Origin of the sequence: Streptosporangium sp. CA-135522 (assembly GCF_050949235.1) — a bacterium.
Lineage (GTDB): Bacteria > Actinomycetota > Actinomycetes > Streptosporangiales > Streptosporangiaceae > Streptosporangium.
This window is the reverse complement of the sequence record NZ_CP192026.1, coordinates 5,010,989-5,028,599: the sequence shown is the minus strand read 5'-3', so window position 1 is coordinate 5,028,599 and position 17,611 is coordinate 5,010,989. Positions and strand designations below refer to the sequence as shown.

The 17,611-nt window shown below is 68.6% G+C and carries 20 protein-coding genes and 1 pseudogene; 11 read left to right on the top strand and 10 right to left on the bottom strand.

What is annotated here, in order from left to right; translation table 11 throughout:
• Window positions 1–36 precede the first annotated feature (36 nt).
• The gene (locus ACQPYK_RS23595) at window positions 37–447 is read right to left on the bottom strand and encodes a MarR family winged helix-turn-helix transcriptional regulator (protein ID WP_433258464.1); all 411 of its coding nucleotides are present in this window, start codon (window positions 445–447) and stop codon (window positions 37–39) included.
• Window positions 448–657: 210 nt separating this feature from the next.
• On the opposite strand from ACQPYK_RS23595, the gene ACQPYK_RS23590 reads away from it, so the two are divergent.
• Window positions 658–1,584 (top strand): quinone oxidoreductase family protein, encoded by a 927-nt coding sequence (locus ACQPYK_RS23590; RefSeq protein WP_433258462.1) that lies wholly within the window; start codon window positions 658–660, stop codon window positions 1,582–1,584.
• A gap of 23 nt (window positions 1,585–1,607) precedes the next feature.
• Window positions 1,608–2,828: an FAD-dependent monooxygenase gene (locus ACQPYK_RS23585; RefSeq protein WP_433258460.1), complete on the top strand. Its 1,221-nt coding sequence runs from the start codon at window positions 1,608–1,610 to the stop codon at window positions 2,826–2,828.
• A 469-nt stretch (window positions 2,829–3,297) separates the two neighbouring features.
• On the opposite strand, the gene ACQPYK_RS23580 is transcribed toward ACQPYK_RS23585, so the two are convergent.
• Window positions 3,298–4,038 carry a TetR/AcrR family transcriptional regulator gene (locus ACQPYK_RS23580; protein WP_433258458.1) on the bottom strand — a complete coding sequence of 247 codons (741 nt, stop codon included), beginning with the start codon at window positions 4,036–4,038 and terminating at the stop codon, window positions 3,298–3,300.
• 158 nt (window positions 4,039–4,196) lie between these two features.
• On the opposite strand from ACQPYK_RS23580, the gene ACQPYK_RS23575 reads away from it, so the two are divergent.
• Both ACQPYK_RS23575 and ACQPYK_RS23570 read left to right on the top strand, forming a co-directional pair.
• Window positions 4,197–5,726 carry an FAD-dependent oxidoreductase gene (locus ACQPYK_RS23575; protein ID WP_433258456.1) on the top strand — a complete coding sequence of 510 codons (1,530 nt, stop codon included), beginning with the start codon at window positions 4,197–4,199 and terminating at the stop codon, window positions 5,724–5,726.
• A gap of 68 nt (window positions 5,727–5,794) precedes the next feature.
• A complete protein-coding gene (locus ACQPYK_RS23570) occupies window positions 5,795–6,256 on the top strand; it encodes a nuclear transport factor 2 family protein (RefSeq protein ID WP_433258455.1) in 462 nt (153 codons plus the stop codon).
• 147 nt (window positions 6,257–6,403) lie between these two features.
• On the opposite strand, the gene ACQPYK_RS23565 is transcribed toward ACQPYK_RS23570, so the two are convergent.
• On the bottom strand, window positions 6,404–6,874 hold the full coding sequence (locus tag ACQPYK_RS23565) for a hypothetical protein (protein ID WP_433258454.1): 471 nt from the start codon (window positions 6,872–6,874) through the stop codon (window positions 6,404–6,406).
• On the opposite strand from ACQPYK_RS23565, the gene ACQPYK_RS23560 reads away from it, so the two are divergent.
• On the top strand, window positions 6,864–7,127 hold the full coding sequence (locus ACQPYK_RS23560; protein ID WP_433258452.1) for a hypothetical protein: 264 nt from the start codon (window positions 6,864–6,866) through the stop codon (window positions 7,125–7,127). The genes ACQPYK_RS23565 and ACQPYK_RS23560 overlap by 11 nt on opposite strands.
• Window positions 7,128–7,238: 111 nt before the next feature.
• Here ACQPYK_RS23560 and ACQPYK_RS23555 read toward each other — a convergent pair whose 3' ends face one another.
• Both ACQPYK_RS23555 and ACQPYK_RS23550 read right to left on the bottom strand, forming a co-directional pair.
• Window positions 7,239–7,982, bottom strand: coding sequence for an SDR family NAD(P)-dependent oxidoreductase (locus ACQPYK_RS23555; RefSeq protein WP_433258450.1), 744 nt, complete (start codon window positions 7,980–7,982; stop codon window positions 7,239–7,241).
• Between the two features lie 408 nt (window positions 7,983–8,390).
• The gene (locus ACQPYK_RS23550; RefSeq protein WP_433258449.1) at window positions 8,391–9,269 is read right to left on the bottom strand and encodes a helix-turn-helix domain-containing protein; all 879 of its coding nucleotides are present in this window, start codon (window positions 9,267–9,269) and stop codon (window positions 8,391–8,393) included.
• A 41-nt stretch (window positions 9,270–9,310) separates the two neighbouring features.
• Here ACQPYK_RS23550 and ACQPYK_RS23545 point away from each other — a divergent pair, with 41 nt between their 5' ends.
• The gene (locus ACQPYK_RS23545; RefSeq protein WP_433258448.1) at window positions 9,311–10,090 is read left to right on the top strand and encodes a phytanoyl-CoA dioxygenase family protein; all 780 of its coding nucleotides are present in this window, start codon (window positions 9,311–9,313) and stop codon (window positions 10,088–10,090) included.
• 194 nt (window positions 10,091–10,284) lie between these two features.
• On the opposite strand, the gene ACQPYK_RS23540 is transcribed toward ACQPYK_RS23545, so the two are convergent.
• Entirely contained in the window at window positions 10,285–10,932 is a 648-nt protein-coding gene (locus ACQPYK_RS23540; protein WP_433258446.1) for a PASTA domain-containing protein, read from the bottom strand.
• Window positions 10,933–11,112: 180 nt separating this feature from the next.
• On the opposite strand from ACQPYK_RS23540, the gene ACQPYK_RS23535 reads away from it, so the two are divergent.
• From ACQPYK_RS23535 to ACQPYK_RS23520, 4 genes are all read left to right on the top strand, one after another.
• Window positions 11,113–11,922 carry a helix-turn-helix domain-containing protein gene (locus tag ACQPYK_RS23535; protein WP_433258444.1) on the top strand — a complete coding sequence of 270 codons (810 nt, stop codon included), beginning with the start codon at window positions 11,113–11,115 and terminating at the stop codon, window positions 11,920–11,922.
• Window positions 11,923–12,430: 508 nt separating this feature from the next.
• A complete protein-coding gene (locus tag ACQPYK_RS23530) occupies window positions 12,431–12,973 on the top strand; it encodes an erythromycin esterase family protein (RefSeq protein WP_433258443.1) in 543 nt (180 codons plus the stop codon).
• Window positions 12,874–13,188 (top strand): erythromycin esterase family protein, encoded by a 315-nt coding sequence (locus ACQPYK_RS23525; RefSeq protein WP_433258892.1) that lies wholly within the window; start codon window positions 12,874–12,876, stop codon window positions 13,186–13,188. Before ACQPYK_RS23530 ends, ACQPYK_RS23525 begins: the two co-directional genes overlap by 100 nt.
• A gap of 340 nt (window positions 13,189–13,528) precedes the next feature.
• On the top strand, window positions 13,529–14,377 hold the full coding sequence (locus ACQPYK_RS23520; protein ID WP_433258441.1) for a phosphotransferase: 849 nt from the start codon (window positions 13,529–13,531) through the stop codon (window positions 14,375–14,377).
• A 135-nt stretch (window positions 14,378–14,512) separates the two neighbouring features.
• On the opposite strand, the pseudogene ACQPYK_RS23515 reads toward ACQPYK_RS23520, so the two are convergent.
• From ACQPYK_RS23515 to ACQPYK_RS23500, 4 genes and pseudogenes are all read right to left on the bottom strand, one after another.
• Window positions 14,513–14,860, bottom strand: a pseudogene (locus tag ACQPYK_RS23515) (VOC family protein); the annotation flags it as partial.
• Between the two features lie 134 nt (window positions 14,861–14,994).
• Window positions 14,995–15,516: an EVE domain-containing protein gene (locus tag ACQPYK_RS23510; protein WP_433258439.1), complete on the bottom strand. Its 522-nt coding sequence runs from the start codon at window positions 15,514–15,516 to the stop codon at window positions 14,995–14,997.
• Window positions 15,513–16,376 (bottom strand): NAD(P)H-binding protein, encoded by an 864-nt coding sequence (locus tag ACQPYK_RS23505; RefSeq protein WP_433258437.1) that lies wholly within the window; start codon window positions 16,374–16,376, stop codon window positions 15,513–15,515. The genes ACQPYK_RS23510 and ACQPYK_RS23505 overlap by 4 nt, the downstream gene beginning before the upstream one ends.
• Complete coding sequence (locus tag ACQPYK_RS23500) at window positions 16,363–16,731, bottom strand: VOC family protein (protein ID WP_433258436.1); 369 nt, start codon at window positions 16,729–16,731, stop codon at window positions 16,363–16,365. The genes ACQPYK_RS23505 and ACQPYK_RS23500 overlap by 14 nt, the downstream gene beginning before the upstream one ends.
• 63 nt (window positions 16,732–16,794) lie before the next feature.
• Between ACQPYK_RS23500 and ACQPYK_RS23495 the strand changes: the two genes are divergently transcribed.
• Window positions 16,795–17,253, top strand: a complete 459-nt coding sequence (locus ACQPYK_RS23495) for a MarR family winged helix-turn-helix transcriptional regulator (RefSeq protein WP_433258434.1) — start codon at window positions 16,795–16,797, stop codon at window positions 17,251–17,253.
• Window positions 17,254–17,611 lie beyond the last annotated feature (358 nt).

Genomic DNA, 17,611 nt, shown 5'->3' with positions numbered 1-17,611 from the left:
CGCGGCCGTCGGCCCCGCTACGGGGTGTGTACGCGACTAGCGGGCCGAGACGACGTCGAGCAGGTTGACGAGTCGATCGAGCTGTTCCGGGTCCAGGCGCCCGGTCGCGGGCGCCAGGGCACGCCGGATGTCGTCCTCCACTCGCTTGGCCAGTTCGAGCCCGGCCGGGGTCATGTACACCTCGACGACCCGGCCGTCTTCGGGGTTCTTGCCGCGTGTCAGCAGCCCCCGGCGCTGGGCGCGGTCGATGAGGCCGGACAGCGTGGACTTGTCCAGGCCGAGGTAGGCGGACAGTTCGGTGACGCGGGCGCGGCGGTCGCGGAGGATGCCGAGCACCCGTAGCTGGGTGAGCGACAAATCGTGCTCGCCGCCGATGCGGGTCAGCACGCCTGCCACCTCGAAGGTGGCCCGGACGAGGGCGTCCACGACATCGTCGGCGGTGGTCATGCCCTCATGCTAGTTCGGCATGGTTGGCAATACCAACCATGCCGGAGCGAGGAAGGCCGGCACCGCCGCCGCCCGGGGACGCCTCGCGACCCCATCCCGCGCCAGGTGATCGACGGATACGGCATCGATCGCGCCGCCCCGTTGACATGGTTTGTATTACCAACCATCATGGAGGTAGTTTGTAATACAAACCATCTTCTGGAGGTCACCATGCACGCTGCCGTCATCCAGGCAGCCGACGCCCCGCCGGTCTATCGCAACCACCCCGACCCCGCGCCACGCCACGGCGACGAGGTGGTCGTCGAGGTCCTCGCGGCCGGTCTGCACCATCTGACCAGGGCCAAGGCGAACGGCTCGCACTACTCCAGCAACGGCGTGTACCCGCTGGTCCCCGGCGTCGACGGCGTGGTACGCGACGAGGAGGGCAACGTCCGCTACGTGGCCTTGGAGGACGCCGCTCTGGGGACCTTCGCCGACCGCACCCTCATCGACCCTCGCCGCAGCGTGATCCTGCCCGACGGCATCGACCCCGTGCAGATCGCCGCCGCGATGAATCCGGCCATGTCGTCCTGGGTCGCGCTGCGCCGACGCGTCGACTTCCACGCCGGCCAGCGCGTCCTCGTCCTCGGCGCCACCGGCAACGCCGGACGGATGGCGGTCCAGATCGCCAAACTGTTCGGCGCCGCCCAGGTCATCGCCGCCGGCCGCGACACCACCCGCCTGAGGGCGCTGACCGCGCTCGGCGCCGACGAGACGATCACCTTCGACCAGATCGGCCAGGCGGCCGACGTCGACGTGGTCATCGACTACGTATGGGGCGAAGCCACCGCCCGCGCCATGATCCCGATGCTCACCGCCCGCGCCGACCGCACCGCCCCGCTGAGCTGGATCCAGATCGGGTCCATCGCCGGCCAGAGCGCGCCGATCCCCTCCACGGCACTGCGCTCCGCCCACCTGCAGATCGTCGGCAGCGGCATCGGCTCGGTCCCCGCTCGCGACTTCCTCGCCGAACTGCCGGAACTGGCCTCAGCGGTGACCGCGGGCGCGATCGACGTACGGGCCTGCGCCGTACCCCTCGCCCAGGTCGCGCAGGCGTGGACCGCCGAGACCGGCGACCGCATCGTTGTCGTCCCCTAGCCGTCACATCTGAGGAGGAAGCCATGACTTCGTTGAGCGGCGGCAGGAAACGGGCCCTGGTCGTGGGTCTCGGCGTCAGCGGCATCGCCACGGCGATCAGCCTGCGGCGTATCGGCTGGGATCCGGTGATCGTGGAGAGAGCGTCGGGCCGTCGATCGGGTGGTTACTTCGTCGTGTTGTTCGGCGCCGGCCAGGCCGCCGCGCGGCGACTCGGCATCCTCGATGCCATCCCCGACCGATCGCCGCGCGGCGGCATCACCTACACGGTGGATCGCGCCGGCGTCCGCAAGCCCGGCCTGGGGTTCGGGGATCTGCCGCTCTCGCCTCGCATGACGCTGCGCGGCGACGTGGAACGTGCCGCCTTCGCCGCTCTCCCGCACGACGTGGAGATCCGCTACGCGACGACCCCCACTCGCATTGAGCAGGACGCCTCCGGCGCCGAGGTGACGCTCGAACACGACGGTGGATCCGTGACCGAGCGCTTCGATCTCGTCGTGGGCGCCGACGGGCTGCGGTCCACGGTCCGGCGTCTCGTCTTCGGCCCGCACGACAGACATCTGCACCGGCTCGGCTACATGATCGCGGCGACGATGCTGCCGGGCCCGGTCGGCGGGCTCTCCCCGCACGAGGGGGCGAGTCTCCTCGAGCCCGGCCGGGCCATGTGGATCTTTCCGTTCGCCGACCACCCGCCCACCGTGCTCTTCTCGTACCGCACCGACGACGTCGACGCCGAGTTCACCGGCCGGCCCGCTGAACGCGTCCGCGCCGCATACGGGCCTCAGCCCATGGGCTGGTTGCTCGGCGAGGTGCTTGACGCGCTCGACGCCGCCGACGAGTTCCTGTTCGACTCAGTGGAGCAACCCCGCATGGACGCCTGGTCGCACGGCCGGGTCGTGCTGGTCGGCGACTCCGCGTGGTGCCCCAGCCTGTACGCCGCCATGGGGATCTCCGCCGGGCTCGCCGGAGCCGACCTGCTCGGCAGCATGCTGCACCGTCACCCCGGCGACATCCGCGGCGCCCTGCGCGCCTGGGAGGCACAGCTCCGCCCGCACATGTCCTACTACCAGGCCAACGGGGTCGAACAGCGGCATTTCGTCACCCCCGACAACCAGCGGCAGATCGCCCTCCGGCCGTTCATGGCGCGCAGCCTCCGGCTCCCGGTGATCGGCAACGCCTTGCGCTCCCTGCGAAGCAACACCAGGTCCATCCGGGAACGGGAACGGGACATCGCCCACGCCGGCTAACGACCACCCGGTCCGCATGCACGCACTCAGACGGTGATGCCCGCCCGGACAGCGTTCGCGAGTTGCGCTCGTAGCCATGGGTGGCACCGTTCCGACCGGAAGCGGATCATCGCCTGCGGCTGGGACCCGGCAGCCTGATGACACCGTAGGGCCGCAGCGAAGAGGACGGCATCGGCACCGCCCGCGGCCTGTGCCGACAACTGATCCCAGCGCCACGCGGCGGTGCTCCAGCCCTCCGCCCAGCTCGTCCAGATGTGGAGGGCGTAGCGCGGGAAGCAGACACCGGTCTCCTCCTGCCACCACTCCGGTTCGGCGGCCAGCGCGGGGCCGAGCCCGGCGGGCTGCGGCCCCTGCGCGACCCGGACGGGCCGGGGAGTGAACGTCGCCGACTGGCCGGGTTCCGGGCGGGTGTGGTGGGGGCCCGCAGGCGGGAATGGCCGGGTCGGCCGGCTTTCCGGCGGGCGCGGGTTCAGGAAGGGCGGCTGATGGCGGTGATGCCGGCGAGGATGAGGTCGATGCCCGTGAGGAACTGCTCCCGGTCGTCGTGCCGGCGCATCTGGTCGGCGATGTCGTGGAGGAACGGGTAGTCGCCGGCGTCGAGGCTCTTCCACGCCTTGGACGTGGAGTCGAGGAATTCGGCGCGCTGCGCACCGGCCCGCGGGGCCGCGATGTCGTCCGCAGTGTCGGGGGGCTGGGCGTTCTGGCTGGTGGCGCCGAGGATGTAGTGCACCAGCGTCGAGGTCGTGGCGAACCAGTCGCTCCGTGGAATGCCCAGCGTGCGCACGCGCCCGCCGATGCTCTCGAAGACCCGTGGTGTCACCGCTCCCCAGGGGCTGCGGGTGACCTGCACGGCGAGCTGGGTGGCGAGCCAGGGGTGTTCGGCGACCGCGTCGTACAGGCCGAGGGCGGCGGCGCGGATCTGGTCGCGGCCGGTGTCCTCGGCCCCGGGAGCCGTTGCGGGCTCCTGCGGGGCGGGGAAGGCGGGAAGGGCGGCGGCGACGACGCTCTCGGTCGCGGCCTGCAGTAGCTCGCCCATGTTTCCGACGTGGTGGTAGATGGCCCCGGACCCGGTGGACAGGCGGTCCGACAGCGCGCGGACCGTCAGAGCTTCCACCCCCGCCGTGTCCAGCAGCCCGACCGCCGCCTCGATGATGCGCTCGCGCGAGAGCACCTGCCTGCGCCTTCGTGACTGGGGTGTCGGTGTGGTCATGCCCTCATCCTGCCAGGTTTGGTGCACCGCTCCAACATGGAGTACGGTTCCAATATTGGAGCAATGCTCCAAGACTATGGCTTCGAGCTTCACGGAGCACGGCCCCGACCCGACGAGCCCCGGCCGTCCCGGGGACTCGCGACTGGAGGAGAAGCGACATGCACGACGTGGTGATCGTGGGAGCCGGGCCGGTGGGCCTGTTCCTCGCCGGCGAACTCGCCCTGGCCAACTGCTCGGTCCTGGTACTGGAGAGGAACCCGCAGGCGGCCTCGCCGTTCTGGGCGCTCCCGCTGGGGATGCGGGGCCTGAACGCCGGGTCCGTCGAGGCGTTCTACCGCCGCGGGATGCTCACCGCCCTCCTGGACGCCTCACGCGCCGACGCGCAGCAGGTCGGCGCGCACCCCGACGCGCACGAGGCGCCCGCCCCGCGCGACGTGAGCCACTTCGCGGGCCTGCGCCTGGACGCCGCCGACATCGATACCGGCGCCCTCCCGCCCCGGCTGCCCGGCCTGGCGATGGAAGGGATCATGACCAGCCTCGAAGCGGTCACCGGCGTCCTGGAGGAGCGGGCGGTCGCGCTCGGCGCGCGGATCGTGCGCGACGCCCCGCTCGAAGCCGTCGACCAGGACGGCGACGGCGTCCTGGCCCGGGCCGGCGGGCGCGAGTACCGGGCGCGCTGGCTCGTGGGATGCGACGGCGGACGCAGCACGGTGCGCCGCCTGGCGGGCTTCGACTTCGTCGGCACCGAGCCGCTGTTCACCGGTTACGTCGCCCGCGTCGCCTTCGAGGACCCGGACAAGCTGCACCTGGGCTTCAACTCGACGCCGACCGGCATGTACCTGCGCACGCCCTTCGAAGGGCACCTCGGCATGATGGACTTCGACGGCGGCGCCTTCGACCGCTCCCAGCCGCTGACTCGCGACCACCTCCAGACGGTCCTACGCCGCATCTCCGGCACCGACGTGACGATCAATGAGGTCCACCTCGCCTCCAGCTTCACCGACCGCGCCATGCAGACCAGCACCTACCGCAACGGCCGCGTCCTGCTCGCCGGCGACGCCGCCCACATCCACTCCCCGCTCGGCGGCCAAGGGCTCAACCTCGGCATCGGCGACGCCATGAACCTCGGCTGGAAGCTCGCCGCCACCCTCCACGGCACCTCCCCCGCGAACCTGCTCGACACCTACACCACCGAACGCCACCCCGTCGGCGCCGCCATCCTCGACTGGTCGCGCGCCCAGGTCGCCACGATGAACCCCGGCCCAAACACCCCAGCCCTGCGCCAGCTCGTCCACGACCTGCTGCGCACCATCGACGGCACCACCCACGTCTTTCGCATCACCTCCGGGCTCGCCCACCACTACGACCTGGGCGACAACCAGCCGACCGTCGGCTTCACCGCCCCGGACTTCCGCTTCGGCGACGGCACCCGCCTCGGAGACCTGCTGCGCGAAGGACAGGGCGTCGCCCTCGACCTCACCGCCGCACAGAGCCTGCGGGAGACCACGACCCACTGGCAGGACCGCATCCGCTACGCCCCCGGCCCGGTCGCCAACGACCTCGGACTCGGACTCGGCGCCCTGCTGATCCGGCCCGACGGCGTCGTGGCCTGGGCCGAGGGTCCCGACCCCGACCCCCAGGCGTTCCTGCGCGCCGCCACCCGCTGGTTCGGCGCCCCCGCCGCCTGAACGGGCGCGCACCGACACCCGGCTTCCGGGACGGACCCGGACATCCGTACACGACAAGGACACCCACGATGCCCACCGCACACCCCACCCAGGCCGAGGCGAACAAGGACGTGGTCCGCCGCTTCTACGACGCCGCCCTGCGAGAAGGTGGCCCGGACTTCGCCACCCTCAAGGAACTCTCCGACGAACAGGAAGTGGAACTCAACTGGGGCCACCCCGACAGCGGCGTCCACCACGGAGCCGCCATCGCCCCCGCCCGCCACAGGATGCACCGGCTGACCGGCCTGGACGTCGCGGCCATCCGCATCGACGAGCTCATCGCCGAAGGCCCCACCCGCGTGGTCGTCGCCGCCACCAACAGCGGCACCGACATCCACGGCACCCCGTGGACAATGACCGTCCTCGAACTGGTGGACGTCATAGACGGCAAGATCACCAAGAAGCGGTCGTTCTACCAGGACACCGCGCTCCTGCGGGACATCTCACTCGAACGCGAAGCCGCGCTTGCCCGGAACCCAAACCAGCACTGACCTGCCGGCACACGCCCCCGCCCGCCGCCGGACCACGGCGGGAAGAACGTCATCTCCGTGCAATACGCCCTGCCCGACGGCGGCCGCCAGTGGCGGTCCAGCGTGCCGACCGGAGACGTCTTCGACCGGCCCGGGGGGCACAGCGGTTCAGCTCCGGACGTCGCCCGGAGCAAGCAGGCTGGTCACCTCGGAGATGGCCTCCGCCGAGGGTTTGAAGTACCGGCGGACGTTCTCGGCCTTCCTGTGCCGGGACTTGGCCGTCAGCATCAGCTCGGAGGCGCCCCGCTCGCCGAGGTGGGTGAGGCCGGAGTGCCGGTACTCGTGCAGGTCCCAGCCGGTGCCCGGCCCCGCCAGCGCGGTGTGCCGGTCGAGCAGCGCGCGGGCCTGGCCGTAGGAGAGGCGGCCCAGGCCGGTGTCCGGGCAGACGTCCCGGGCCGAGACGACCTTCCCCGGCCCGGGGCGGCGGTGGGTGACGAACACCGGCCCACGGGTGCGACCCCGGATCAGCCTCGGCAGCAGCCGGGCGGTGCCGGCGTCCCAGAACACCGTCTCCAGCACGAAGTCGGCGCGGGCGGCGCCGCGGCGGCGGACTTCGGGCCGGGCGCCCTTGGACTTCACCGAGCAACGGCGCAAGGAGCGTAAGTTCCCGATCCTGCTGGCGTTCGTGACTCAGGCCGCGGTCGACCAGATGGATGAGGTGGTGGCCCTGTTCGATCAGGCGGTGTCGGCGCGGGAGTCGCGGGCGAAATCCAGGACGGATGAGGCGCTGGTCGAGCGGGCCAAGAAGGGTGAGGCCCGGCAGCTGGTGATGGATGTGATCCTGTGTTCCTCAACCCCCGCCTCGGGGGTGGACCTGCCCGGCCCGGCTTAACGTGCGAAACGGTTCCGTTGCAGGTCCACCCCCGATTCGGAGCCGATACCGGCCGGGCTTGTTCAGGGCGCAGTGGTCCCGTGATGCGTCCGACTCGCCGCCGACCGCCGGTCAGATCATCAGGCCACCGGAGACACGCAGGTTCTGACCCGTGATCCATTGCGAGTCGGGCCCGGCCAGGAAGGCAACGACGTTGGCAATGTCCTCCGGGCGTCCCAGCCGTTGCAGTGGCGTCAGGGCCACAACGTGCTCGATGGCCTGCTCCAGATTCTCCCCGGCTGCGGCGCGCATCATGTCTGTGTCGGTGGCACCAGGGGACACGCTGTTGACCGTGATGCCCCTGGGACCGAACTCACGGGCGGCGACCGCGGTGATCGACTCCAGCGCCGCCTTGCTGGCGAAGTACAAGGCCAGACCCGGCACCGCGCCGGCAGAGGAGATGTTGACGATCCGCCCACCCTCGCCGAGCCTTTCGGCAGCGGCTTGGATAACGAAGAACGGCCCCTTGGTGTTGACGGTCATCACCTCGTCGAAGTCGCTCTCAGTGGCGTCGCAGATGTTCCCCATCGGATTGATCGCCGCGTTGTTGACCACCACGTCCAAACCGGCCAGGCTCCGGTCGACCTCACCGAAGAGGTACTGCAGGTCCTCCAAGCACCCCTGGTCCGCTCGTACCGCGATCGCCTGCCCGCCAAAGGCCGCCACTTCAGCCACCACGTCCTCAGCCGCCGCCTGGTCGCGGTTGAAGCTGAACATCACTGCCGCGCCCTCACGAGCCAGCCTCACCACGATCGCTCGCCCGATCCCCCGCGACCCGCCGGTCACCAGTGCCGTCTTCTTCTCCAACGTTCCCATGTCAACTCCTTGCCATCGGCCGCTCCCCTGATGGGAGCGCCTCACAGCAGAGTCGTAACAACAGGGGCAGTCTTGACATCCGCACCGAAGAAAACCCAGAAAAGGGGGCAGCGGCACCGGGCCCTGCCGCAACCGAGGGCGACTGGGCATCGGTCGCGACAGGAAGACTCCGGGGCTGAGCAGCAACCGTACGGCCAGTGGCGGCAAGGTCGGCTGAGCGCGTTGTACCCGGTGACGGCCCAGTTTACGGTCGAGTCCCTCGCGTCCAGCGAGCCCGGACGCCGTCCGGTGGCCGGGAGCCTGATGGGCGGCATGCGGCGAACGCGGGTTGATGTACCAGATAAGGGATGGCTATCCGGTACATGGCCGTCCCAGAACCAGGGCGTTCTCCGTATAGAGCACGTCGCTCTAGCTCGGCGGACGCAGGCGGGTGCGGTAGTCGCGGGGCGGCATGCCGTACTCCTGCCTGAAAGCCCGGCTGAAGTGGAACGGGCTGACGAAGCCGGACGCTGCGGCGACCTGCCCGATATCGAGGTCGGTCACCTCGAGCAGCCGGGCCGCGTGCCGGATCCTGGCCTCGCGTACGGCCCGCATCGGCGTGCGTCGGGTCTGTTCGGCGAAGAGGTGAGCCAGCCGAGAGGGTGACAGCGCGACGGAACGCGCCAGCGACGCGACCGAGTGCCGTGCGCCCGGCTCGGCGGCGATGAGCGCGAGCACCCGCTCCACCCTCGGGTCGCCGCCCTGCTCCGCCTGGCGCGCGGAGGCGGTCGCCAGCACCAGCACCTCCTCGACCGCGCCCAGCACCAGCTCCCGCGCCGCCGTCGTCACTGCCACGGCGGGCCCGGCGCCCGGCTGAGGCGGCTCGTCGGGGCCCGGCGGAATCCAGCGGGTGTCCTGGAACGCGCGGCCGAAGGCCCGGTCGATCCGGTCGTGAACGGTCGTGGGCACGCCCTCGACCAGATGGCACCCCGCCGCCAGCGTGTACGGCCCGAGCCAGGTCAGCCAGGACGGGCGCGGCTGGAAGTGCACCCACCAGAACCGCCACCGGTCGCCGCCAGGCGCCACGCGGTAGTGGTGCGCGGCATGGGAGCCCAGCATGACCAGGTCCCCAGGCCCGGTGGTGAACGAAGCCCCCGCCTGCTCGACGAGCCCGGCGCCCGCCTGGGTCCACATCAGCAGCCAGCTGGGCGATCCCGAAGCGCGGCGGGTGGCGTAGCCAGACCCCTTGTCATAGTGGCCCACGATCGTCAGGTCGGCAGCAGGAACAGACAGGTTCTCAGCGGTCACGGGCATACCCTTCGCCGGTCGCACTTCCTACCGTGAAGGGTATGGGACTCCACGACTTCCACGATCAGGGCTACGTCCTCGTGCCCGCACTGCTCTCCCCCGCCGAGGTCGCCGAACTGCGGGAGGAGTTCATGGCCCTGCACGCCAGGGGCGCCGTGCCGGGCCATTTCACGCCGACGCCGCAAGAGCCCGGCCGGCCGTACGACATCCTGCGCGACTATCCGCGGGTCATGCACCCGCACCAGATCAACGATGTGGTGTTGCGCTATCTGCTCGACACCAGGATCGCGACGATCCTGCGCGACCTGCTCGGGGAGGAGCCGATAGCAGCCCAGAGCATGTTCTACTTCAAGCCGCCCGGGGCGCGGGGGCAGGCGCTGCACCAGGACAACTTCTATCTGCGGGTCGAACCGGGCACCTGCGTGGCGGCGTGGATCGCGCTCGACCGGGTCGACCGGGCCAACGGCGGCCTGGAGGTGGTGCCCGGCACGCACAGGATGGACCTGTTCTGCCCGGAGGACGCCGACCCGGACATCTCCTTCACCAGGGAATACGTCCCGCCGCCGCCGGGCCTGGAACGGGTGCCCGTCGACATGGACCCGGGTGACGTGCTGTTCTTCAACGGCAGCCTGGTGCACGGCTCGGAGCCCAACAGCACGGCCGACCGGTTCAGGCGCAGCTTCATCTGCCACTACGTGGGGCGCTCCGCCGAGCGGATCTCCGGCTTCTATTCCACGCTTACCATGTCGGGCGAGCCGGTCCACCTCGAGCCCGCCACCGGTGGCGGGCCATGCGGGACGGAGGCCGCAGGCCCGCACTAGTGTGCGGGACGGAGGCCGCGGACCTGACGGCGGCGTCAGCCGCCGGAGATGTCCGACTCGGCGTCCTGCGGCACGACGCAGTCCCGCGGGTCGTCGAGCCGGCCGGCGCAGTTGGTCCAGGCCGCCCAGCGCGTCGACCAGATCACTCCCAGCTGCCGGCTGTCCGTGCGTACCGCCGGTTCACGACTGGCATCTCATGGACACTGCCCTTTCGGTGGCAGCAGTCCGATCTTGAGATCCACCACGGTTCCCGGGGCGGCCAACGTGCCGGCGTCCGGGGTCTGACCGGAGACGGTCTTGTCGTGCCGGCATGTCCGGTCGACGACTCTGGTCACCGTACCGACGGCGAAGCCCGCGGAGTTCAGGATCGACGTGGCTGCGGCCTGGGTTTCATCGCTCACGTTCGGCACCCGCGCCAGGGTGAGCTTCTGCCAGGTCGAACCGTTGGACCACCTGATGGTGTTCGGCGCCTGCAGCTTGGCGGTGTACGTGGTGTCGTCGGGGAAGGTGACCAGGATGGTGTCGCTGTTGATCACGACACCGGTGGCGGTCGGACGGTGCTGGGAGGACATGTCCACCGTCAGGATGTCGTTGACGTCCGAAATCACCGGCCGCGCAGACCCCCCGTCGGTGAACACGCCGTTGACGTCGAACACCAGCGGTGTGGCTGCTGCGACGGCGGCGCGTATCGGCACCGAGGCCGTGTGCTCGCTCGCTCCGACGGGCGTGACGGGCATGGGTGTGAGCTGGGCAGCATTGGCGGCTCCTGCTCCTGCCACGTTCAGGAGGGTGGCTAAGGCCGCCGTCAGCAACCCTCCGAAGACCTTGTTGTGGACTCGCACGACTGCCTTCCCTCTTGGGCCCGGTCCAGATGTGAGCGGGTATGGGCCCTGATTCGCCGCGTCACGGTCGGTCACGTTCAATATGGGCGGCTCCGTGGCCCGGCCACCATACGAGGGTCTGCGTATGCCCGAGGTCCCCGGCAGCCGCATATTCTGAGTTCGACCTGCGGGAGGAACCTGATGGGGAGCTCGTTATCGGTCAGCGATCTGGATCTGCGCACCTTGGCGGGGATCGTCACCGAGAACCGCACCGATGTGCCCGCACAGGGGCTGCCGCCGTCTTTGCTCAGTGACCTGATGGGCCAGATCCGCTGTGACGAACTGACCGTCGCAGGCTTCGACAGTCACCGGCAGGCGTGGTGGCTGGCGCAGGTCGGCCCTGGTGGCGACGAGACACCCGATGAGGGCGCCGATTTGACGCATTGGGAACACTACTGGGACTGCCGGCCCTGCAGTTACCCCGACCGTAGCGGCGACCTGCGCAGTGTCGTGACGATCGCAGACTTTTACTCCACCAGGCAATGGCATAGCACCGGCATGTACGGCGACTATTTCCGGCCTCTGGGGGTCGAGCACGAGCTCATGCTCTGCCTGCCCGCCGGGACACCGGGGACCAGCGGCCTCGGCCGGACCTTGCGGATAATCCTGTTCCGTGGGCCTGGCCTGGACTTCTCTGAGCGCGACCGCGCGCTGCTCACGTTGCTGCGGCCCCACCTGCACGAGGCATACCTGGACGCCGAACGGCGCCGGCACCCTGCTCCCCAGCTCACGCCCCGGCAGTGGCAACTGCTGCACCTGCTCGCCGCGGGACACACCAACCTCCAGATCGCCCGCCGGCTGGGCGTGTCCGAAGGAACCGTGCGCAAGCACTTGGAGAATGCTTACCGACGGCTGCAGGTCTCCAACCGCATGGCGGCGGTCACCCGCGCGTTCCCAGAGGGAGTCTCTGGTCCGTGCCCGCGCTCCGCAGTACCGCACGGGCAGGGTTGATTGCACTCAGCCGGCTGGGGTCCCGGTAGTTTCGGCGAAAATTTTCAACGGACATGCGGGTCAGGGCCTCGGTGAGGACCTTCAACCACAGCTTGGAAGAGGTTCGCTGACCTGCATTGACGTTGTTTCCTGCGCCGTTACCACCGGGATCCCTGCTGCGCAAGGCGGCTGCGCCGGCGTGACGCCGCTGACCGTTCGGTTGCTGCTCAAGCCCCGAGTCGCTGGAGGGTCCGGTCGAACTCGCCGAACGAGAGCGAGGACGGAAACCACCACCCCGCACACCTTCGACGTGGACCTCGTCGCCGCCCAGGCGACTCGCCGGGCCGGCTCGTAGCGGCCCGGGGTAGGGCCCGCCCTACCCCGGGCACACCAGCCCACCTCATCCGAAAGACGCTGGTCAGCGTCATCGGAGGCGCGCTCGCGTGGCCATACTCTCGTCGGCGTATGGATCTCACCGTGAGGTCTGATCCTTCTCACGTGGCAATACGCAAGTTAAGGGGTAAACAGCATGGCTAGGGACCAGAAGCGCGTCAGCCGACGGCGGCTGCTGGCGACGGCGGTGATCGCGATGGGAGCGGTCCTCGCCCCCGTGGCGGCCCAGGCGGCCCTGGCCGACACGGCCGGCGGGAAGCAGAACCCGGTCCACGCACTGGAGCAGGCGGCACACCCGCTGCGCTCAACCGAGCCCGGGAGGAACACGGCCGACCTGCGAGCCCTGGGCGTGATGATCGGCGACGCCAAGGTGGTCGGCCTCGGCGAGGCCACCCACGGCTCGCACGAGTTTTTCACGATGAAGGGGCGGGTCTTCCGCTACCTCGTCGAGGAGAAGGGCTTCACCACCTTTGCCCTGGAGCTGAGCTGGTCCGCGGGACTCCAGATCGACGACTACCTCCAGACCGGCAGGGGGGACACACGCAAGATCGCGAAGGAGGTGCTGGCCAAGTCGTCCCCATCGGCTTCACCTTCAACCAGGGCTCCTTCCTGTCGAAGGACGCCGCTCTCGGCGGCGACTGGAAGAAGTTCACCGTGGACGCGGCCAAGCCCGGCATGAACGAGTACACCCTCGACAAGGTCCGTCACCAGAACTACTACCTCGACATCCGCAACGCTCCGGCCGCGGCGCGCGCCTGGCTGGATGTCGCCCGCCCCACGCGCAACATCGGCACGCAGTACCCCTACCCGTTCGCCGACCTCGCGGCCGCCCGCTCCTTCGACGTCCTCATCCACCTCCACGACATCCGGGAGGCCGACAAGCTGAAGCCGTGACGGCCCGGCCCCGGCATGAGCCGCCCGACCTCTCCTGACCTGCGGGGAAGACCTTCCCGCTTCGGGAGCAGCTCTCCTCCAGCCGCTCAATCTCGGCGACGGTGAACACGGGATCCCGGTGGTAACGGCGCAGGAAACAACGGATATGCAGGTCAGCGGCCCGTCTTCCAAGCTGTGCTCGAAGGCCCCTATGGGGGCTCCGACCTGCATATCCGCTGGACATTTTCATTGTTACTGGGACCCTTATCGAGGAGAGGAACTGCGAGACAATCTTGGTCTCTGAGATCATGACTTCGCCTGCGCGGCAGACCGATCCGTTGGCCCTCTACCCCCTAGGAAAATGAACTCTTTCATATACGTCGAACCATCCGAGTCTCACCCCGAGATCCCGCTCGTCGGCGGTGACGTCACCGAGGGCATTGTGCGGGTCGGCGACACCGTGCGCCGGTCGCTCGGCCCCAACGCCCCGCTCGTCCACGCGCTGCTACGCCACCTGGAGGAGGCCGGATTCCCGGGCGCTCCGCGGTTTCTCGGCGTCGACGCGGTCGGGCGCGAGGTGCTGACCTTCGTTCCCGGTGAGGTTGCCGGGCGGCCGAGGCCGCCATGGATCCCCGACGAGGAGCGGCTGGCTTCCGTCGGGCACCTCGTACGCGACTACCACGCCGCCGTCGCGGGTTTCATGGTGCCCGAAGGGGTAAAGCCCGGCCTCGGGGTTTCGGTGCCGCCAGACATGCCGCCGGCGCCGCCGTACCCGGTCGAGTTGGTCGGGCACATGGACTACACGCCGGACAACATCGTGTTCCGGGACGGTAAGGCAGCCGCGTTAATCGACTTCGACCTCGCCAAGCCGACCACCCGGGTGGATGAGGTGGCCAACGCGATGATGTACTGGGCACCGCTGTGCGACCCCGTCGACGCCGACCCGCTATTGCGGGAGGTCGACGTGCCACGCCGCTGCCGGATCCTGGCCGACGCCTACGGGATGCCGGACGTCGACCGTGCCCGGCTCGTCGAGGTGTTCGCGCTGCGGACGCGGCGGGCGTGGTTCTCGATGAGACAGAACGCTCTGGAGCGGGGTGGTGGCTGGGCAAGGATGTGGGATGAGGGCGTCGGCGACCGGATCAAGCGGCGCGAGGCATGGCTGGATCGCCATGGCGCGGTCATCGACGCGGCGCTGAACGCACCGTAATCTCCGACGGGGCCACGGTTGTCCGCCTCCCTGGAGGAGGCGGTCCGGCTGGCGCTCAAGCGGATCGTCGGCGCCTACGGCATCGCGGTGATCGACGCCCAGCGGCCCGGCGAGGTCGTGGTGGCCCGCAACGGCAGCCCGATCGTGCCGGGCATCGGCGAAGGTGAATGTCCGACCGAAGGGGCCGTCGATCGGCGCGGAGACGATGGTGTGACCGTCGGCGACGAGAGCATCGTGAATGGCCTGGACGTCTGTGGCGTGGAGCCAGATCGCGGCACCGATGCCGGGCTGAGCAACGGATGCGAGATCGGTGCCGGGAACGACGTCGCGGAGTGCGAACGCGATCGGCTTCGTCTCGAAGACGACGGCGTGCGGAGGTCCGGCCTGCGAGCGGACGAGGCCGAGGTACCGCTCGTAGAACGCCTGCGAAGCGTCCAGGTCACATGCTTGCAGCGAGATGAAGTCGGGGCCGGTGACGGGCATGATGATGCTCCTTCTCTTCGTGTCAGCTTCCTGACACCGATCAGCCAGACCATGCCCCGGGCGACCGTACCGGAATCGATTCCGGTACGGTCTGAGGGATCAGCGGGTAGAGGTTTACTTCGTATGCGCTGACCTCACTCGCCCATCGTTCGCCGACGGTTTTGGGCCTCTTTATCTTCACGCGCGACCATGTGTGCGGTGATCGTCGAAAAATCCCGCCGCGGAATGTGAAACAATCCACGGCGAAATGGCAAACCCCAATGAGCGGGGTCCGTGATGAAAGACAGCTGATCGACAAGTGGCTTCGCATCCACTCGCTCGCAAGCGTGAAATGTAACCGCAAGCCGCCATGGCCGAAAGTCGTCGCCGACATGGACCTGGTAAGGCTTGTCGCCGGTGATTGTGGCCCACGCGGTGAACTGCCTGACGGGTTTACCTCCCCATAAGTTCGTGCGTGGCGAGTAGAAAACCATCTCATCGCCAGGACGTGGCTGGCGAAGACGCGTGCCAGCACCGTGGTCCGCTTGCGTGAAGCCTCCCTGGATGGCGGCTTCAACGTGATCCAGACTGACGGTGTTGATCCAGAATCGCTGATCGGGAGAAGGGACGGCGCGAGCCGAGCTTGCCGACTCGCCCGCGCCGGCCCCACTGTTCACTCTCCCGCCAGTCCCTCAACAAGGCCGGTCGTTGGCCTGCCGAGGAGTCGAGAAAGATCGTCACCGACCCGAGCAAAAACCCCGGCAGCGATGGTTTCATCGAGACTTACCAAGAAGCTGGCCAGCTCGCCGTCCATCCCCGAATTGATGAGCGCCACCTGCAACTCTTCGGGATTGACGGGCTGGTAAGTGACCTCTCGCTCCAGCACGACCGACATCGCTTCGGCAATGTCGGCGTAGGTGAAGTTCGTGTCGCCCGAGAGGCTGTAAATGACATTGCCGTGCCCATCTGTGGTGACAACGATGGCCAATGCCTCAGCCAGATCCTTCCGGCCGGCTGCTGCAACGACGGCGTCGCCGGTCGCCGCGGCGAGAACGCCGGTGAAGCGGGGGCCTGCCAGTGCCTGAATGTAGTTCTCGATGTACCAGGTGTTCCGCAGGATCGTGTACGTCACACCGGAAGCGGTGAGAGCATCCTCTGTCGCCCTGTGGTCCGCATTGATCTCGAACCGGTCATCGTCGGCTCGAACTCCGCTGGTGTAGTAGACGTGTCGGACATTCGCGTTCTTCGCAGCTTCGATGACCGACTCGTGCTGAGCAAGGCGATTCGGGTCTCTGCCCGAGATCAACACAATGTCAGAGTGCCTGGCGACCAGTTCTGCGACGGCGACTGAATCCGACAGATCGACGGCAGCAGTGCCGAACCCGGCGGAAGCAAGTTCCCCGAGGCGCAATCGATTCCGACCGACCGCGGTGATCGTTTCGGGACTGATTCCCCGGGCGACCAGCGCGTCCAGGACGTGGCGACCGAGTGCCCCGGTAGCCCCAAAAACCAGGGTGCTCGCCTCAGGCACGGTCATGGAGAGTGACCTGGTAGCCGTCGGGGTCGGCGAAGGTGAATGTCCGACCGAAGGGGCCGTCGATCGGCGCGGAGACGATGGTGTGACCGTCGGCGACGAGAGCATCGTGAATGGCCTGGACGTCTGTGGCGTGGAGCCAGATCGCGGCACCGATGCCGGGCTGAGCAACGGATGCGAGATCGGTGCCGGGAACGACGTCGCGGAGTGCGAACGCGATCGGCTTCGTCTCGAAGACGACGGCGTGCGGAGGTCCGGCCTGCGAGCGGACGAGGCCGAGGTACCGCTCGTAGAACGCCTGCGAAGCGTCCAGGTCACGCGCTTGCAGCGAGATGAAGTCGGGGCCGGTGACGGGCATGATGATGCTCCTTCTCTTCGTGTCAGTCTTCTGACACGGATCAATCTATGTCAGAATGCTGACATGAATCAAGACGATCTCGGCGTCGACCTGGATAAATCACTGGGCTACCTGCTGAAGGAGGCGTCGAGCGCCCTCCGCGCAGCCATGGAGGAGGTGCTGCGGCCGCTCGGGATGAGCGTGACGCGCTACGCCTGCCTCGAACTGCTGGCTCAACGGCCGGGCTTGTCGAACTCCGAGCTCGCGCGGGGCGCGTTCGTGACACGGCAGTCGATGAACGTGCTGCTCCAGGCCCTGGAACGAGAGGGCTACGTGACCAGGCCTGCGGAGGCACCCGTCGGGAAGATTCTTCCCACGCGGCTCACGTCTCACGGCCGACGAAGCCTCGAGAAGGCGACCGTAGCGGTCCGGTCCGTCGAGGTCAGAATGCTGGCCGGCATGACCGAGACCGAGCAGTCAGGCGCGTTCCGGATCCTGCAGAGCATGATCCATTCCCTGCGCGATGGCAACGACGGTTCATAGCTCCTTCCCCGGCGCACGTCTCGTCGCGCGCATAGGAGTGCGCCCGAGCGTGAAAAACCGTGCGGACGGACCTCGGAAACCGACAGACCTCGACTACACCCTCATCTGCGAAGAGCCTGTTTAAGCAGGTCAGAGGGCGCTTCCCCCGAAGGGGCCGACCTGTCGGAGGTTTCGTGACGCAAATTTTCGGCGCGAGACTGTCGCCCACTCGGACGGTTGTCCTGACTTAGTGGAAGTGATGTCGGCGCGAGGCATCTCCTGCGATGCGTCAGATGCGCTGAGCCGGTTGGCAGGACGGTGGCCCGGCGGTGGCGCTGGGCCGCATACCCGACAGTGCGTCAAACCTTTCCGGTCACCG

Coding starts and splice junctions, on each gene's coding strand:
- ACQPYK_RS23595 (WP_433258464.1), bottom strand. CDS start 447: ATGACCACCGCCGACGATGTCGTGGACGCCCTCGTCCGGGCCACCTTC.
- ACQPYK_RS23590 (WP_433258462.1), top strand. CDS start 658: ATGCACGCTGCCGTCATCCAGGCAGCCGACGCCCCGCCGGTCTATCGC.
- ACQPYK_RS23585 (WP_433258460.1), top strand. CDS start 1,608: ATGACTTCGTTGAGCGGCGGCAGGAAACGGGCCCTGGTCGTGGGTCTC.
- ACQPYK_RS23580 (WP_433258458.1), bottom strand. CDS start 4,038: ATGACCACACCGACACCCCAGTCACGAAGGCGCAGGCAGGTGCTCTCG.
- ACQPYK_RS23575 (WP_433258456.1), top strand. CDS start 4,197: ATGCACGACGTGGTGATCGTGGGAGCCGGGCCGGTGGGCCTGTTCCTC.
- ACQPYK_RS23570 (WP_433258455.1), top strand. CDS start 5,795: ATGCCCACCGCACACCCCACCCAGGCCGAGGCGAACAAGGACGTGGTC.
- ACQPYK_RS23555 (WP_433258450.1), bottom strand. CDS start 7,982: ATGGGAACGTTGGAGAAGAAGACGGCACTGGTGACCGGCGGGTCGCGG.
- ACQPYK_RS23545 (WP_433258448.1), top strand. CDS start 9,311: ATGGGACTCCACGACTTCCACGATCAGGGCTACGTCCTCGTGCCCGCA.
- ACQPYK_RS23535 (WP_433258444.1), top strand. CDS start 11,113: ATGGGGAGCTCGTTATCGGTCAGCGATCTGGATCTGCGCACCTTGGCG.
- ACQPYK_RS23530 (WP_433258443.1), top strand. CDS start 12,431: ATGGCTAGGGACCAGAAGCGCGTCAGCCGACGGCGGCTGCTGGCGACG.
- ACQPYK_RS23520 (WP_433258441.1), top strand. CDS start 13,529: ATGAACTCTTTCATATACGTCGAACCATCCGAGTCTCACCCCGAGATC.
- ACQPYK_RS23505 (WP_433258437.1), bottom strand. CDS start 16,376: ATGACCGTGCCTGAGGCGAGCACCCTGGTTTTTGGGGCTACCGGGGCA.
- ACQPYK_RS23500 (WP_433258436.1), bottom strand. CDS start 16,731: ATGCCCGTCACCGGCCCCGACTTCATCTCGCTGCAAGCGCGTGACCTG.
- ACQPYK_RS23495 (WP_433258434.1), top strand. CDS start 16,795: ATGAATCAAGACGATCTCGGCGTCGACCTGGATAAATCACTGGGCTAC.